Annotated in this window: 13 protein-coding genes; 12 read left to right on the top strand and 1 reads right to left on the bottom strand. The window is 64.4% G+C overall.

Translation table 11 applies throughout. The features are described from left to right. Window positions 1-47 precede the first annotated feature (47 nt). Window positions 48-1,202 (bottom strand): dihydrodipicolinate synthase family protein, encoded by a 1,155-nt coding sequence (locus NKI63_RS05180; protein ID WP_352820650.1) that lies wholly within the window; start codon window positions 1,200-1,202, stop codon window positions 48-50. Window positions 1,203-1,447: 245 nt separating this feature from the next. On the opposite strand from NKI63_RS05180, the gene NKI63_RS05175 reads away from it, so the two are divergent. From NKI63_RS05175 to NKI63_RS05120, 12 genes are all read left to right on the top strand, one after another. Continuing rightward, window positions 1,448-2,503 carry a LacI family DNA-binding transcriptional regulator gene (locus NKI63_RS05175; RefSeq protein ID WP_352647626.1) on the top strand — a complete coding sequence of 352 codons (1,056 nt, stop codon included), beginning with the start codon at window positions 1,448-1,450 and terminating at the stop codon, window positions 2,501-2,503. Continuing rightward, the gene (locus NKI63_RS05170) at window positions 2,500-3,516 is read left to right on the top strand and encodes a Gfo/Idh/MocA family protein (RefSeq protein ID WP_352820648.1); all 1,017 of its coding nucleotides are present in this window, start codon (window positions 2,500-2,502) and stop codon (window positions 3,514-3,516) included. Before NKI63_RS05175 ends, NKI63_RS05170 begins: the two co-directional genes overlap by 4 nt. Next, the gene (locus NKI63_RS05165) at window positions 3,513-5,114 is read left to right on the top strand and encodes an acyl CoA:acetate/3-ketoacid CoA transferase (protein WP_352506353.1); all 1,602 of its coding nucleotides are present in this window, start codon (window positions 3,513-3,515) and stop codon (window positions 5,112-5,114) included. The genes NKI63_RS05170 and NKI63_RS05165 overlap by 4 nt, the downstream gene beginning before the upstream one ends. Then, entirely contained in the window at window positions 5,107-5,883 is a 777-nt protein-coding gene (locus tag NKI63_RS05160) for an enoyl-CoA hydratase/isomerase family protein (protein ID WP_352506354.1), read from the top strand. The genes NKI63_RS05165 and NKI63_RS05160 overlap by 8 nt, the downstream gene beginning before the upstream one ends. Window positions 5,884-5,898: 15 nt before the next feature. Beyond that, entirely contained in the window at window positions 5,899-7,410 is a 1,512-nt protein-coding gene (locus NKI63_RS05155; RefSeq protein ID WP_352506355.1) for an aldehyde dehydrogenase family protein, read from the top strand. Between the two features lie 60 nt (window positions 7,411-7,470). Continuing rightward, window positions 7,471-8,724, top strand: a complete 1,254-nt coding sequence (locus NKI63_RS05150) for an ABC transporter substrate-binding protein (protein WP_352506356.1) — start codon at window positions 7,471-7,473, stop codon at window positions 8,722-8,724. Window positions 8,725-8,866: 142 nt separating this feature from the next. Next, on the top strand, window positions 8,867-9,826 hold the full coding sequence (locus tag NKI63_RS05145; protein WP_352506357.1) for a carbohydrate ABC transporter permease: 960 nt from the start codon (window positions 8,867-8,869) through the stop codon (window positions 9,824-9,826). After that, window positions 9,823-10,767 (top strand): carbohydrate ABC transporter permease, encoded by a 945-nt coding sequence (locus NKI63_RS05140; protein ID WP_254816905.1) that lies wholly within the window; start codon window positions 9,823-9,825, stop codon window positions 10,765-10,767. Before NKI63_RS05145 ends, NKI63_RS05140 begins: the two co-directional genes overlap by 4 nt. Window positions 10,768-10,771: 4 nt before the next feature. Continuing rightward, the gene (locus NKI63_RS05135) at window positions 10,772-11,887 is read left to right on the top strand and encodes an ABC transporter ATP-binding protein (protein WP_352506358.1); all 1,116 of its coding nucleotides are present in this window, start codon (window positions 10,772-10,774) and stop codon (window positions 11,885-11,887) included. Window positions 11,888-11,892: 5 nt separating this feature from the next. Beyond that, on the top strand, window positions 11,893-13,407 hold the full coding sequence (locus NKI63_RS05130; protein WP_352506359.1) for a GMC oxidoreductase: 1,515 nt from the start codon (window positions 11,893-11,895) through the stop codon (window positions 13,405-13,407). Next, window positions 13,404-14,165 (top strand): 3-ketoacyl-ACP reductase, encoded by a 762-nt coding sequence (locus NKI63_RS05125; RefSeq protein ID WP_352506360.1) that lies wholly within the window; start codon window positions 13,404-13,406, stop codon window positions 14,163-14,165. Before NKI63_RS05130 ends, NKI63_RS05125 begins: the two co-directional genes overlap by 4 nt. A gap of 12 nt (window positions 14,166-14,177) precedes the next feature. After that, window positions 14,178-15,806, top strand: coding sequence for a GMC family oxidoreductase (locus NKI63_RS05120; RefSeq protein WP_352506361.1), 1,629 nt, complete (start codon window positions 14,178-14,180; stop codon window positions 15,804-15,806). Window positions 15,807-15,815 lie beyond the last annotated feature (9 nt).

The following is a 15,815-nucleotide window of genomic DNA, read 5'->3' as shown; positions in this document are numbered from 1 at the left end:
AAAGCCACGCGAAGCAACCTTTGGATCGGACGCTGTAGCGCTCGCGATCAGACGCCCGCTACCGCGCAGAGGCTTGTCATTCTGGCAATGGCAAGCTTGGGGTCGGCCAGCAACCCTGCCTGGTCGGCAAGGCGAAAGACATCGGAATAGTGGCGGATGCCGCGCGCCGATTGCATGCCGCCGATCATCGAAAAATGCTCCTGGTGGCCGTTCAGCCATGCCATGAAGACGATGCCGGCCTTGTAATATTCGGTCGGCACCTCGAAGATTTTGCGCGACAGCGGCACTGTCGGGGCCATCAGCGCGTCATAGCCGGCGCGGTCGCCGGCGGCCAGCTTTGCCAGCGCTGCATTGGCGACCGGCGCGATCGCATCGAAGATGCCGAGCAGCGCGTGCGAATGTCTGTCGCCGTCGCCGGCGATCAGCTCGGGGTAATTGATGTCGTCGCCGGTGAACATCACCACGCCCTCGGGCAGCCGGTCCCTGAGGGCAATCTCCTTGCCGGCATCGAGCAGCGAGATCTTTATGCCCTCGACCTTGCCGGCATGGCGTTCGATGATCGCGATCACCGTCTCCAGCGCGGTTTCGAAATCGCTGCTGCCCCAGTAGCCTTTCAGCGTCGGGTCGAACATGTCGCCCAGCCAGTGCAGGATGACCTTGCCGGACGCCTGGGACAGGATGCGGTCGTAGACGCCGACATAATCGTCGGGGCCTTTGGCGATCGCCGCCAGCGTGCGGCTGGCCATCATGATCGCCTTGCCGCCAAGCCCTTCGATGAAGCCGAGCTGTTCTTCATAGGCCGCGATGACATCGTCGAGCGTGCTGGCGGCCCCCGGCGCCAGATGGTCGGTGCCGGCGCCCGACGCAAGATCGGCGCCGTCGACGCTGCGCGCCTCAGCGATCGAGCGGCGGATCAATTCCCTGGCGTTTGCCCAATCGAAACCCATACTGCGCTGCGAGGTGTCCATCGCTTCGGCGACACGGAAGCCAAGCCGCCAAAGGTGACGGCGAAACGCCATCGTCTTCTCCCAGTCGACCGCGGGCCTCGACCACGGATCGGTCATGGCGAGGGGATCGGCAACGACATGGGCGGCGGCGTAGGCGATGCGCGAGAACCGCGCGCCGGCCACAGGCTGCACCGGCTGGCCGACAAGCCTGTAGCGGATACGGCCGCCGCCTTCCCCGGGCAAGGTGATGTCCATGGCTCTCTCCCTTGCCCGCGCCTATTAAATGGAACGTTCCAATAAATCAAGATATTTTGACCGCCTGCCTCGTGCAGCTCAAAATTGCTGCATCGCAGCAGGCGAAAGCCATGCCTGCCAGAGGATTGCGCCCACTGAGCCGCATTTTTCTCGGGTTCGCAAAAACACGATTGACTCAAATGCCTCGCAGAGATTAGATCGTTCCAATAAAATCGCATAAGAAACCTCCGGGAGGACAGATCTGGATGGCCAGCCGGGCCAAGGCAACGATACTCGACATCGCCCGTGAGGCGGGCGTGTCCAAATCGACGGTATCGCTGGTGTTGCAAGGCAGCCGGCTGATCCGGCCTGAGACCGCGCTCAAGGTGCGCAAGGCGATCGAGGATGTCGGGTATGTCTACAACCGCGGCGCCGCCAATCTGCGCAAGGCCCACTCCAACGTCATCGGCATGGTCATCAACGATCTTACCAATCCGTTTTTCGCCGAGATGGCGGTCGGCATGGAGCGCGTCTTCCAGTCGGCCGGGATCGTGCCTTTCATCGCCAACACGGCGGAGAGCCCGGTGCGCCAGGAAGAGGTTCTGAAATCGCTGATGGAGCAGGGTGTCGCCGGGCTCGTCGTGTCGCCGGCGCGCGGCACCACGCCGGGCGCGTTCCGCCGCCTTGAGACCGCAGGCGTTCCGGTCGTCTTCGTCATGCGCCGCCTCCCCGAAAGCCGCATCCCGGTGATCACGCCCGACAATCATCGCGGCGCCTATCTTGCCACCGCCCATCTGATCGGCAAGGGCCACCGCCGGCTGGCCTTCTTCGGCGGTTCGTCCGATCTCGTCGTCTATCACGAGCGGCTGGGCGGCTTTCGCGAGGCCTGTGAAGCGCTCGGCATCGCACCAGCCGACAGGCTGGTCTTCGAGGGCGAAACCAGCCGCAAGGGCGGCATTGCCTGCCTGGAAACCGCCCTTGCCATGGCCTCACCGCCGACCGCGGCCCTTTGCTTCAACGATGCGGTCGCCTTCGGCGTCTTGCTGGCGCTGCGCAAGCGCGGCCTTGAACCCGGCGCGGACTTTGCCGTCGTCGGCTTCGACGACGTCGCCGAGGCCGAGCACTACATGCCGGCGCTGACCAGCGTCGCGGTGAACACCGCCGGCCTCGGCGAGCGCGCCGCCCATGTCGTGCTGAAGATGATCCAATCGCGCACCACGCGCGCCGAGGATCATATCGGCGCCGTCAACCTCGTGGTCAGGGAAAGCTGCGGCCCCGATCGCAAGGAGCATGGCTGCGCAGGAATGGGAGACGCGGCATGACCGTCAGTTGGGGGCTGATCGGCGCCAGCACGATCGCAAGACAGTTCATGATCGGCGCCATCCGCGCGCAGCCGGACGGCGAGATCGCCGCAGTGATGAGCTCCAGCCCGGAGCGGGCTACCACCTATGCTCGGGAAAACCGCATTCCGGCGGCGGTCTCGACGCTTGATGAATTGCTCGGCTCTGACATCGACGCCGTCTACATCTCGACCACCAACGAATTGCATCTCGAACAGACACTCGCCGCCATCGAGGCGGGAAAGCATGTGCTTTGCGAAAAGCCGCTGGCGCTGACCAGCGCCGACGCCCGCAAGATGGTCACAGCGGCCAGGGCCGCCGGCGTCGTGCTCGGCACCAATCACCATCTGCGCAATGCGGGCTCGCACCGGGCGATGCGCGAAGCGATCGCTGCCGGCCGCATCGGCAGGCCGATCGCCGCGCGCGTCTTCCACTCCGTCTATCTGCCGGAAAACCTGCAGGGCTGGCGCATCACCAGGCCGGACGCGGGCGGCGGCGTGGTGCTCGATATCACCGTCCACGATGCCGACACGCTGCGCTTCGTGCTCGGCGACGATCCGGTCGAGATCTCGGCGTTCACGCAATCGGCCGGCATGGCCGCCGGCGGGCTGGAAGACGGCGCCATGTGCCTCTGGCGTTTCGCATCGGGCGTCATCGCCCAGTCGCATGAGGGCTTCACCACCAGATTCGCCGGCACCGGCTTCGAGGTGCATGGCAGCGAAGGCTCGCTGATCGCCAGGGATGTGATGACGCAGAAGCCGGTCGGCTCGGTGTTGCTGCGCACGGCACAGGGCGAGGAGGAATTGAGCTTCGACCGCGAAGATCTCTATGCCCGTTCGCTGCACCAATTCCACGCCGCAATCCGTGGCGAGGGCCAGCCTTCCGCCACCGGCGAAGACGGCGTCTGGTCGCTGACATCAGCCGAAGCGGCATTGCAGTCGGCCAGGTCCGGCAAGGCCGTTGCCATCGACCCGAAGCTCGGGAGTGCCGCGTGAGCAAGCTCGTTTCCGCGGCTGAGGCTGCCGGCCTGATCAGGGATGGCGTGGTCGTTTCCGTGTCGTCGTCGAGCGGCCTCGGCTGCCCGGATGCGGTGCTTGCCGCGATCGGCGAGCGCTTCGACGCCGAAGGCCATCCCAAGGACATCACGACACTGCACCCGATCGCCGCCGGTGACATGTACGGCATCAAGGGCATCGATCACTTAGCCAAGCCCGGCCTGTTGAAGCGCACTTTGTGCGGCTCCTATCCATCCGGGCCGTCATCTTCCGAACCACCGCAGATCTGGAAGATGATCGGCGACAATTCGGTCGCTGCTTACAACGTGCCGTCCGGCATCCTGTTCGACATGCATCGCGAAGCCGCCGCCAAGCGTCCCGGCGTGCTGACCAAGGTCGGGCTCGACACCTTCGCCGACCCGCGCCACCAGGGCTGCGCCATGAATGCTGCCGCCAGCGAGCCGATCGTTTCGGTGCAGCAGTTCGATGGCGAGGAGTGGCTCTATTTCCGCTCGATCGTGCCGCAGGTGGCGATCATCCGCGCCACCACCGCCGATGAGCGCGGCAACCTCACCTATGAGCATGAAGGTGCTTATCTCGGCGGCCTTGAACAGGCGCTGGCCGCCCGCAACAATGGCGGCATCGTCATCGCGCAGGTCAAGCGCGTCGTCGAGAACGGCACGCTGAAGCCACACGATGTACGAGTGCCCGGCGTGCTGGTCGATCATATCGTCGTGGCGCCCGACCAGTTGCAGACGACGCTGACGCCCTACGATCCGGCCATCTCCGGCGAGATTTTCCGGCCGCTGTCGAGCTTCCGCAACGCCGAGATGAACGTCCAGAAGGTCATCGCCCGCCGCGTCGCCATGGAGCTTGCCGACGGCATGGCGGTCAATATCGGCTTCGGCATCTCGGCCAATGTGCCGCGCATCCTGATCGAGGAAGGCCAGCACGGCAAGGTCACCTGGGTCATCGAGCAGGGTGCGGTCGGCGGCGTGCCGCTGCTCGACTTCAAGTTCGGCTGCTCGTCGAATGCCGACGCCTTCATGCCCTCTCCGCACCAGTTCATCTATTTCCAGGCCGGCGGCTTCGACGCCTCGCTGCTGTCCTTCCTGCAGATCGACCGCCATGGCTCTGTCAACGTCTCGAAGCTTTCGGCGCGGCCCCACGTCACCGCCGGCGCCGGCGGCTTCGTCGACATCACCGCGCGAGCGAAGAAGATCGTCTTTTCCGGTTTCTTCAACGCCGGCGCCAAGCTGTCGCTTGCCGGTGACGGCATCCGCATCGACCAGGAGGGCAAGGTCAAGAAAGTCGTCGACGAGGTCGAGCATATCTCCTTCTCGGGCAAGCGTGCCGTCGCGCAGGGACAGGATATCACCTATGTCACCGAGCGTTGCGTGATGAAGCTGACGCCGGCGGGGCTGATGGTGACCGAGTTGGCGCCGGGCATCGATCTCGAGCGCGATGTGCTGGCGCAGGCCGAGATCCCGCTCGCCGTCGCCAACGAGCTGCAAGTGACGCCGGATGCGCTCTACCGGGACCGGCCGATCGGCCTGTCGCTCAATGGCGGCGCGTCGCTTGGAGGCGCACATGGCTGAGCGTCTGGTAACCTTTGAAACCGACGGCGCCATATGCATTGTCACGCTGCGCCGGCCGGAGAAATTCAACGCGCTCGATATTCCGATGCTGCGGGGGTTGGAAGCAGCGCTCGACGAAGCCGAGGCGGCGCAGACCGTCCGCGTCGTGCTGATCTGCGGCGAAGGCAAGGGCTTTTGCGCCGGCGGCGATGTCGAGGCTTGGGCAGAAATGAGCGCCGCCGATTTCCAGGTGCAATGGGTGCGCTACGGCCATCGCGTCTTTGATCGGCTGGCGCGGCTGCGGCAGCCGACGATCGCCGTGCTTGCCGGCCATGCGCTGGGCGGCGGGCTGGAACTGGCGGCGGCTGCGGACTTCCGCGTGGCGGAAACACAGGTGAAGCTGGGGTTCCCCGAAACCTCGATCGGCGTCGTTCCCGGCTGGTCCGGCACCCAGCGCGCCGTGCGCCGCTTCGGCGCACAGGCAGTGCGGCGGATGGCGCTCGGCGGCGAAGTGTTTCTGGCTACCGAGGCTCTTGCTCTGGGGATTGTCGACCGGGTGGTCGAGACCGGTAAGGCGTTCGCCGAAGCCAAGGCCTGGGCCGGCAAGATCGCCGAGCGCGGGCCACTCGCGACCGAGGCCGCCAAGCTGATGATTGCCATTGCGGAAAGCGAGGAGAGTGCTGCCGCGACCGAAGCGCTGGCCAGCGGCTTCATCGCGCTGACAAGCGATCTCAGGACCGGCGTCGAGGCTTTCAGCGCCAAGCAGAAACCGGCCTTCTCAAGATCTTAGGAACCTGAAACTCACATGAACGCACCTCTCAACATCGCCATGCCCGCCGAGGCAGCCGCAGCGCCGAAAAGCTACCGGCTGCTGATCGACGGCAAGTTCGTGGACGCTCGGGACGGCCGCACGCTGGGGCGCAGCAGCCCCGGCCACGGCTTCACCGTCTCGCGCTATGCACAGGCCGGCGCGGCGGACGTCGAGGCTGCGGTACAGGCCGCGCACAGGGCCTTCGAGACCGGCCCGTGGCCGCGCATGAAGGCCGCCGAGCGCGCCGCGATCCTGCTCAAGGCTGCTGACCTGATCGAGGCGCGGCTGGACGAGATTGCCCGGCTCGACGCGCTGGAATCCGGCAAGCCGATTGCCCAGGCGCGCGGCGAGATCGGCGGCGCCGTCGATATCTGGCGCTATGCCGCGGCACTTGCCCGCACGCTTCACGGCGAAAGCTACGCCAATCTCGGCGACGCCATGCTCGGCGTCGTGCTGCGCGAACCGATCGGCGTCGTCTCCATCATCACACCGTGGAATTTCCCGTTCCTTATCGTCAGCCAGAAACTGCCCTTCGCGCTCGCCGCCGGCTGCACGGCGGTGATCAAGCCGAGCGAGATGACCTCGGCCTCGACTTTCGTGCTCGGCGAGATCCTGATGCAGGCCGGCCTGCCGGATGGCGTCGTCAACATCCTTGCCGGTCTGGGCGCCGATATCGGCGCACCGATGGTCAGCCACCCGCTGGTCGAGATGGTGTCGTTCACCGGCTCCACCCGGGTCGGCAGGATGACCATGGCGTCTGCCGCCAACTCGCTGAAGAAAGTCTCGATGGAGCTCGGCGGCAAGAACGGCCAGATCGTCTTTCCCGATGCCGACCTCGATGCCGCCGCCGACGCGGCGGTATTCGGCGGCTTCTTCAACGCCGGCGAATGCTGCAATGCCGGCAGCCGGCTAATCGTCCATGAGGCGATCGCCGATGAGTTCCTCGGCGCCGTCAAAGCCCTCACCGCCAAGGTGACTGTTGGCGACCCGCTCGACGACCGCACCAAGGTCGGCGCGATGATCTCCGCCGACCACATGGCCAAGGTCACCGGCTACGTGACGGCAGCGGAAAACGGCGGCGGCCGGATCTATAGCGGCGGCAAGCAGCTTGCTGCGAGCGCCGGCCAGTATCTTGATCCAACCATCGTTCGCGACGTCACCGAAGACATGGCCATTGCGCGCGAGGAAGTGTTCGGTCCGGTGCTCTCGGTGCTGACTTTTGAATCGATTGAAAGGGCGTTGCACATCGCCAACAACACGCCCTATGGTCTGTCGGCGGGCGTGTGGAGCGCCAGCATCGATACCTGCATGTCGGTGGCGCGGAATGTGCGTTCGGGAACTGTTTGGGTGAACACGTTCATGGAAGGTTATCCCGAACTGCCTTTCGGCGGCTACAAGCAGTCCGGTCTGGGACGCGAACTCGGCAAGCGCGCCGTCGAGGATTATACCGAGGAAAAGACAATCCAGTTTCATCGCGGCCAGCGCACCGGATGGTGGGTCGGCTGAGTTGGGAAGAACCCGGTGGCCATCCGCCGGTCGTTGTAAGTTCAACAAGGGAGGAAGTACATGTTGCGCAAACTGCTTATCGGGACGGGTCTCGCAGCGGGCGTTGCGTTCGCGGCCCATGCCGAGGACGTCAAGGAAGTCCAGATGCTGCATTGGTGGACGTCGGGCGGCGAAGCTGCCGCTCTGAACGTGCTCAAGCAAGATCTGGCCAAGGAAGGCTTTGCCTGGAAGGACGTGCCGGTGGCCGGCGGTGGCGGCGACGCCGCCATGACCGCGCTGAAGGCGATGGTGGCGGCCGGCAACTACCCGACCGCCTCGCAGATGCTTGGCTATACCGTGCTCGACTACGCCGCGGCCGGCGTCATGGGCGACCTGACCGAGACGGCGATAAAGGAAGGCTGGGACAAGTCCGTTCCCGCCGCCCTGCAGAAATTCTCCGTCTATGACGGCAAGTGGGTCGCGGCTCCGGTCAACGTCCACTCGGTCAACTGGCTGTGGATCAACAAGGCGGTGATGGACAAGATCGGCGGCACCGAGCCCAAGACCTTCGACGACTTCATCGCGCTGCTCGACAAGGCCAAGGCGGCGGGCGTCATCCCGCTCGCGCTGGGCGGCCAGAACTGGCAGGAAGCGACCATGTTCGACTCGGTCGTGCTGTCGACCGGCGGGCCTGAGTTCTACAAGAAGGCCTTCAACGACCTCGACGAGGAATCCCTCAAGTCCGACACGATGAAGAAGTCGTTCGACAACCTCGCCAAGCTCGTCACCTATGTCGACCCGAACTTCTCGGGCCGTGACTGGAACCTCGCCACCGCCATGGTCATCAAGGGTGATGCGCTGGTACAGGTGATGGGTGACTGGGCCAAGGGCGAATTCAACGCCGCCAAAAAGGTCCCGGGCACCGACTTTCTCTGCTATCGCTTCCCGGGCACCGACGGCAGCGTGATCTACAACTCCGACATGTTCGGCATGTTCAAGGTTCCGGAAGACCGCAAGGCCGCCCAGATCGCTCTGGCCACCGCAACTCTGTCGAAGAGCTTCCAGTCGGCCTTCAACGTCGTCAAGGGCTCGGTCCCGGCCCGCACCGACGTGCCGGACACCGACTTCGACGCATGCGGCAAGAAGGGCATGGCCGATTTGAAGGCCGCCAATGAAGGCGGCACGCTGTTCGGCTCGCTGGCGCAAGGCTACGGCGCCCCTCCGGCGGTTGCCAACGCCTACAAGGATGTCGTCTCGAAGTTCGTCCACGGCCAGATCAAGACCTCGGACGAGGCGGTGACCCAACTGGTCAGTGCGATCGAAGACGCCAAGTAAGCACGCGCCCATGTGAACGATCTCCCCGGCGCAAGCCGGGGAGATTCCCTGCGGAGGGGTTTTGCGGTTGCGCTGACCGGCACGCTTCGTGCCGCAGAGGCCGCGACGACAGAATTCCGGACCCGCGATACGGAATGGATCGATGAGCATAGTTGCTGAAACCAGTATCACGCTGACGCCGGAGCACGGTGCCCGTCCGGGCGCTTCGGTGCGCTCGCGCCTGCAGGATGCGCTGCCGAAGCTCGTGCTGGCGCCGAGCTTCGCCGCCACCATCGTCTTCGTCTACGGCTTCATCCTGTGGACGATCTATCTGTCCTTCACCAATTCCAAGACCTTTCCCTCCTATGCGATCACCGGGCCACGCGCCTATCAGCGGCTGTGGCGCTGGACTTTCGAAAGCGATCCGCCGTCCTCCTGGTACACCTCGATCACCAATATGGGGGTTTTCGGCTTCCTCTATATTTCCATCTGCCTGGCGCTCGGCCTGTTCCTGGCGATCCTGCTTGACCAGAAGATCCGCGGCGAAGGCATGTTGCGGCCGATCTATCTCTACCCGATGGCACTGTCCTTCATCGTCACCGGCGTTGCCTGGAAATGGTTTCTCGACCCCGGCCTCGGCCTCGAGCAGACGCTGCACCAATGGGGCTGGACGAGCTTCCATTTCGACTGGATCAAGAACAAGGACTTCGTCATCTACACTGTGGTCATCGCCGGTGTCTGGCAGGCGTCAGGCTTCATCATGGCGATGTTCCTGGCCGGCCTGCGCGGCATCGACGGCGAGATCCTGAAGGCGGCGCAGATCGACGGTGCCACCACCTTCCAGCTCTACCGTCGCATCGTCATCCCGCTGCTGCGGCCGATCTTCCTGTCCGCCTTGATCGTCCTCGCGCATCTCGCCATCAAGTCCTACGATCTGGTCGTCGCGCTGACCAGCGGCGGGCCGGGCGGCTCGGCCTGGCTGCCGTCGAACTTCATGTATGAGTACACCTTCAAGCGCAACGAAATGGCCGTCGGCTCGGCCAGCGCCGTGATCATGCTGATGACTATCACCGCGATCATCGTTCCCTATCTCTATTCCGAGCTTCGGGAGAAGCCGCGATGAGCGCCATAGCCACTCCTGCTCGCCAGAGCACAGGCGGTATCAGCGCCAGGACGGTCAACCGTATCGTCATCTACGGGCTGCTGGCGCTGTTTGCGCTGTTCTATCTGATGCCGCTGTTCGTCATGCTGGTGACCTCGTTCAAGACCATGGACGAGATCCAGAACGGCAACATGCTGGCGCTGCCGCAGGCGCCGACCTTCGCCCCTTGGATAAGGGCATGGAGCGAAGTCTGCTCGGGTCTCACCTGCGTCGGCATGAAGGGTTATTTCTGGAACTCGATCAAGATGGTGGTTCCGGCGGTCATTATCTCGACCCTGCTCGGCGCGCTCAACGGCTATGTGCTGACGAAGTGGCGCTTTCGCGGGGCGACGCTGGTGTTCGGGCTGATGCTGTTTGCCTGCTTCATCCCGTTCCAGTCCGTGCTCTTGCCGATGGCAACGATCCTCGGCAGCCTCGGCCGGTTCGGTGTCAAGCTGCAGAACGCGACCGGCTTCACCTTCGGCTTCGGCAATCCAACCGTGAACCTGGTGTTCGTTCACGTCGTCTACGGCATCGGCTTCACCACCCTGTTCTTCCGCAATTATTACGAAGCGTTTCCGAACGAGCTGGTGAAGGCGGCGCAGATCGACGGCGCCAGCTTCTTCCAGATCTTCCGGCGCATCATGCTGCCCAACTCGCTGCCGATCATCGTGGTGACGGTGATCTACCAGTTCACCAACATCTGGAACGACTTCCTCTTCGCCTCCGCATATGCCGGCTCAGGCGACGTGATGCCGATGACGGTGGCGCTGAACAACGTCGTCAACACCTCGACCGGCGTCGTCGAATACAACGTCAATATGGCGGCTGCGATGATCGCCGCGCTGCCGACGCTCCTCGTCTATGTGCTCGCCGGCCGCTATTTCGTGCGCGGCCTTATGGCCGGCGCCGTCAAAGGATAATCGCATGGCTTTTCTGGAAATTGACGGGCTGAAGAAGCGTTTCGGAGCGGTCGAGATCCTGAAAGGCATCGACCTCGACCTGGAAAAGGGCGGCTTCCTCGTGCTGGTCGGGCCTTCCGGTTGCGGCAAGTCCACGCTGCTCAACACCATTGCCGGCCTGGAAACCATCACCGAAGGGGAAATCCGCGTCGACGGACGCACGATCAACGATCTTCACCCCTCCAAGCGCGACATCGCCATGGTGTTCCAGAGCTACGCGCTCTATCCGAACATGACGGTGGCCGGGAATATTGCCTTCGGTATGGAGATGCGCGGCGTGCCGGCCGGCGAGCGCCAGAAGGCGATCGACAAGGTGGCGAAGGTCCTGCAGATCGGCCATTTGCTGAAGCGCAAGCCAAGCCAGCTCTCCGGCGGCCAGCGCCAGCGCGTCGCCATGGGCCGGGCGCTGGTGCGCGATCCAAAGCTGTTCCTGTTCGACGAGCCTTTGTCCAATCTCGATGCCAAGCTGCGTGTCGACATGCGCATCGAGATCAAGCGCCTGCACGCCACCACCGGCACCACCATCGTCTACGTCACCCACGACCAGATCGAGGCGATGACGCTGGCCACCAAGATCGCGGTGATGCGCGACGGCGAGGTGCAGCAGTTCGGCACGCCAGCCGAAATCTATAACAATCCGGTCAACCTGTTTGTTGCCGACTTCATGGGCTCGCCGGCGATGAACCTGATCCCGGCGACGATCGGCAGCAACGGCAGCGGCTTCTCCGTCGTCATGGAGCGCGAGGCGCGCCAGCCGATCTCGCTGCCGCTGGGCAATGCGCCGGCCGGCCTGTCGGCATTCCAGGGAAAACCGATCATCTTCGGCGTCCGCCCGGAAGCACTGACCGATCCCGAGGGTGCCGAACGCAACGCCGCGAACATCGCCCGCGCCGACTGTCACATCGAGGTCATCGAGCCGGCCGGCTCGGATACGTTCGCGGTCACCAATCTCGGCGGCAAGGCCGTGGTGGCGCGGCTGCGCGCCGATGCCAAAATCCAGCCCGGCACGGTTACGCCGCTCGCCTTCAACCTGACTAAGGCGGTGTTCTTCGATCCGGCGACCGAGAAACGCATCGTCTAACGGCCATGACAAATCCCGACATCGTCATCATCGGCTCCGGCATAGGCGGCGCCACGATCGCCTCCGGCCTTGCCGGCGGTGGCGCCTCGATCCTGATGCTGGAGCGCGGCGAACCACTGCCAGCAACGCCGCACACACGCGACACCCACGCGATCTTCGTCGACGGCCATTATCGGCCGAAGGAGCTGTGGCTCGAGGCCGGCGGAGCGCCTTTCAACCCGGGCAATTACTACTATGTCGGCGGCAATTCGAAATTCTACGGCGCGGTGCTGATCCGCTACCGCAGGGAAGACTTTTCGGAGATGGAGCACTATGGCGGCATCTCGCCGGCCTGGCCGTTTTCCTATGAGGAATTCGAACCCTGGTATTCCAGGGCCGAGCAGCTGTTCCGCGTGCGCGGTGCACTCGGCGAAGACCCGACCGAGCCATTCCACTCGATGCCCTACCCTTTCGGGCCGATACCCGACGAGCCGCCGATCGCGCGCGCCCGCGCCGAGCTCAGGAGCCTCGGCCTGCACCCGGCATCGCTGCCGCTCGGCGTCGACATCGAAGCCTGGCTGAAAGACGGCAGCACGCCGTGGGACGCGTTTCCCAACACCGGGACCGGCAAGGTCGACGCCCAAACGGGACCGCTGGCCGCCGCCCTTACCGACCAGAAGATCAAGCTCGAGACCGGCGCCCATGTCGAATATCTCGAGGCATCGCCGGATGCGAGGACGATCATCGCCGTCCATTATCGACAGAACGGTACGCTGAAGAAAGTCGCGCCGAAGCTGGTCATCCTATCGGCCGGCGCAGTCAATTCCGCCGCCATCCTGCTGCGCTCGCCCACCCCTCAGGGCAGAGGCGGTGGCAAAGGCCTGGCCAACCGCTCCGACCAGGTCGGCCGCAACTTCATGAACCACAATTCGAGCGCCATGCTGGCGATCGATCCACGCCGCCGGAACAAATCCGTCTACCAGAAGACGCTGATGCTGAACGATTATTATCTGTCCGACGGCAAGGGCGGCAAGCCGCTCGGCAATGTCCAGCTCCTCGGCAAGATCGACGGCAACATCCTCAAGGCCAATGTCAGGCGCGCGCCCAAATTCGCGCTCGATTTCATGGCTGGCCGCGCCGTCGACTGGTATCTGATGTGCGAGGACCTGCCCGATCCCGAGAGCCGCATCATGGTCGACGGCAAGGACATCGTCATGCAGTGGCGGCGCTCCAACATGCAGTCGCTCGACGGACTGACCAAGGTGATGCGCGAGAATTTCCGCGCCTGCGGCTATCCGATCGTGCTGTCGCGGCCGTTTGACAAGCGCACGCCCTCGCATCAGTGCGGCACGGTGAAGATGGGCAACGATCCAGCGACCTCGCCGCTCGACCCGTTCTGCCGCTCCTTCGACCACAGCAATTTGTTCGTCGTCGATGCCGGCTTCCTGCCGAATTCGGCCGCCGTCAATCCGGCGCTGTCGATCGCCGCACAGGCGCTGCGCGTCGCCGATCATATCCGCAAGACGGAGCTTGCAACATGAGCCGCCCCGCAGCGATCGTCACCGGCGGCGCGCGCGGCATCGGCCTTGCTTGCGCCGAGGCGCTGGCCGATGCAGGCTTCGACATCCTCGTCTCCGACCTTGCCGACGAAGCCGCCGACGGGCTCGCCGCCGACATCACCGGGCGCGGCGCGAAATTCGCCTATGTCAGTTGCGACATCGCCGACCTCGACGGCCATGCAGCGCTGATCGAGGCCGCGACAAGCGCCTTCGGCCGCATCGACTGCCTGGTCAACAATGCCGGCATCGGCGCCGTCCTGCGCGGCGATCTGCTCGAGCTCAAGCCGGAAAATTTCGACCGGGTGCTCGGCATCAATCTGCGCGGCACGGTGTTCCTCAGCCAGCACGTCGCCAAAGCGATGCTCGGCCTGCCGAGCGATGGTGCGAGATCGATCATCACCATCACCTCGGTCAGTGCCGCCATGGCCTCGCCGGAACGTGCTGATTACTGCATCTCCAAGGCCGGGCTTTCGATGTGGGTGAAGAACCTGGCACTGCGGCTTGCCGCCGAAAACATCGCCGTGTTCGAGGTGCGCCCGGGCATCATCCGCACCGACATGACCGCCGGTGTGACCGCCAAATATGACGGGCTGATCGACGGCGGGCTGGTGCCGGCGATGCGCTGGGGCAAGAGCGAAGATATCGGTGCAGCCGTGGCAGCACTCGCCGGTGGCAAGTTCGGCTTTTCGACCGGCTCGGTCATCAATGTCGACGGCGCGCTGTCGGTGCCGAGGCTATGAACAGGTGACGCCATGACCGACTACATCATCGTCGGCGCTGGCCCGGCCGGCTGCGTACTCGCCAACCGGCTGAGCGAAGATCCGTCGCATCAGGTGCTGCTGCTCGAAGCCGGCGGCAAGGACTGGCATCCGCTGATCCACATGCCGGCCGGTTTCGCCAAGATGACCAAGGGCATCGCCGCCTGGGGCTGGTCGACGGTGCCGCAAAAGCACATGCAGGACCGTGTCTTCCGATACACGCAGGCCAAGGTGATCGGCGGCGGCTCGTCGATCAACGCGCAGATCTACACGCGCGGCAACGCCCGCGACTACGACGCCTGGGAGAAGGAAGAAGGTCTTGCCGGCTGGGGCTATCGCGACGTGCTGCCCTATTTCAAACGCGCCGAGAACAATCAGCGTTATGCCAACGATTTTCACGGCGACCAGGGCCCGCTCGGCGTGTCGAACCCGATCGCGCCGCTGCCGATCTGCGAGGCCTATTTCCGTGCCGGACAGGAGATGGGCATCCCCTTCAATCCCGACTTCAACGGGGTAGCCCAGGAGGGCGTCGGTTACTATCAGCTGACGCAGAAGGACGCGAAGCGCTCCTCCGCCTCTGTCGCCTACCTCCGGCCGATCCGCGAGCGAAAGAATCTCACCGTCAGGACCGGCGTTCTGGTGACACGCATCGTCGTCGACAAGGGCCGCGCCGTCGGCGTCGAGATCGTCGACAGGCCGGGCGGCCAGCCAACGATCCTGCGCGCCGAGCGCGAGGTGATCGTCTCGTCCGGCGCTATCGGCTCGCCGAAGCTTCTGATGCAGTCGGGCATCGGCCCGGCCGACCATCTGAAGGCGGTCGGCGTGACACCGGTGCACGATCTGCCCGGCGTCGGCTCCAACCTGCAGGATCATCTCGACCTGTTCGTCATCGCCGAATGCACCGGCGATCACACCTACGACAACTACGCCAAGCTGCACTGGACGGCTTGGGCCGGCCTGCAGTATCTGCTCCTGAAGAAAGGCCCGGTGGCTTCCAGCCTGTTCGAGACCGGCGGCTTCTGGTACGCCGATCCGACCGCCGCCTCTCCCGACATCCAGCTGCATCTCGGCCTCGGCTCCGGCATCGAGGCCGGCGTCGAGAAGCTGAACAATCCGGGCGTGACATTGAACTCGGCCTTCCTGCGTCCGCACTCGCGCGGCACGGTGCGGCTGAACAGCGCCGATCCGGCCGACCGCCCGTTGATCGATCCGAACTATTGGTCCGATCCCTATGACCGCGATATGTCGATCAAGGGGCTGAGGCTGGCGCGCGAGATCATGCGGCAGAAGGCGCTGCAGCCCTATGTGCTGCGCGAGGTATTGCCGGGACCCGACCTGCAGAGCGGCGACGAGCTGTTCGACTACGCCTGCCGCAGTTCCAAGACCGACCACCACCCGGTCGGCACGTGCCGCATGGGCCACGATGCGATGAGCGTGGTAACGCCAGATCTCAGGCTGCGCGGTATCGAGGGCCTGCGCGTCTGCGACGCCTCGGTGATGCCGCGCATCCCCTCCTCCAACACCAATGCCCCGACGATCATGGTTGGCGAAAAAGGCGCCGATCTGATCCTTGGCCGCGAGCCGCTGCCGCCGGCGGTGTTTTCCACCAACCAAGCGGCATGAGGGACAAAG

The sequence above is a fragment of the Mesorhizobium sp. M0410 genome, from assembly GCF_040321435.1.
Classification (GTDB): Bacteria; Pseudomonadota; Alphaproteobacteria; order Rhizobiales; family Rhizobiaceae; genus Mesorhizobium.
This window is presented reverse-complemented; position numbering and strand designations above follow the sequence as displayed.

What these genes read in the sequence shown, in the direction of transcription:
- NKI63_RS05180 (WP_352820650.1), bottom strand. Translation starts at nt 1,202, where the DNA reads ATGGACATCACCTTGCCCGGGGAAGGCGGCGGCCGTATCCGCTACAGG.
- NKI63_RS05175 (WP_352647626.1), top strand. Translation starts at nt 1,448, where the DNA reads ATGGCCAGCCGGGCCAAGGCAACGATACTCGACATCGCCCGTGAGGCG.
- NKI63_RS05170 (WP_352820648.1), top strand. Translation starts at nt 2,500, where the DNA reads ATGACCGTCAGTTGGGGGCTGATCGGCGCCAGCACGATCGCAAGACAG.
- NKI63_RS05160 (WP_352506354.1), top strand. Translation starts at nt 5,107, where the DNA reads ATGGCTGAGCGTCTGGTAACCTTTGAAACCGACGGCGCCATATGCATT.
- NKI63_RS05155 (WP_352506355.1), top strand. Translation starts at nt 5,899, where the DNA reads ATGAACGCACCTCTCAACATCGCCATGCCCGCCGAGGCAGCCGCAGCG.
- NKI63_RS05150 (WP_352506356.1), top strand. Translation starts at nt 7,471, where the DNA reads ATGTTGCGCAAACTGCTTATCGGGACGGGTCTCGCAGCGGGCGTTGCG.
- NKI63_RS05145 (WP_352506357.1), top strand. Translation starts at nt 8,867, where the DNA reads ATGAGCATAGTTGCTGAAACCAGTATCACGCTGACGCCGGAGCACGGT.
- NKI63_RS05140 (WP_254816905.1), top strand. Translation starts at nt 9,823, where the DNA reads ATGAGCGCCATAGCCACTCCTGCTCGCCAGAGCACAGGCGGTATCAGC.
- NKI63_RS05135 (WP_352506358.1), top strand. Translation starts at nt 10,772, where the DNA reads ATGGCTTTTCTGGAAATTGACGGGCTGAAGAAGCGTTTCGGAGCGGTC.
- NKI63_RS05130 (WP_352506359.1), top strand. Translation starts at nt 11,893, where the DNA reads ATGACAAATCCCGACATCGTCATCATCGGCTCCGGCATAGGCGGCGCC.
- NKI63_RS05125 (WP_352506360.1), top strand. Translation starts at nt 13,404, where the DNA reads ATGAGCCGCCCCGCAGCGATCGTCACCGGCGGCGCGCGCGGCATCGGC.
- NKI63_RS05120 (WP_352506361.1), top strand. Translation starts at nt 14,178, where the DNA reads ATGACCGACTACATCATCGTCGGCGCTGGCCCGGCCGGCTGCGTACTC.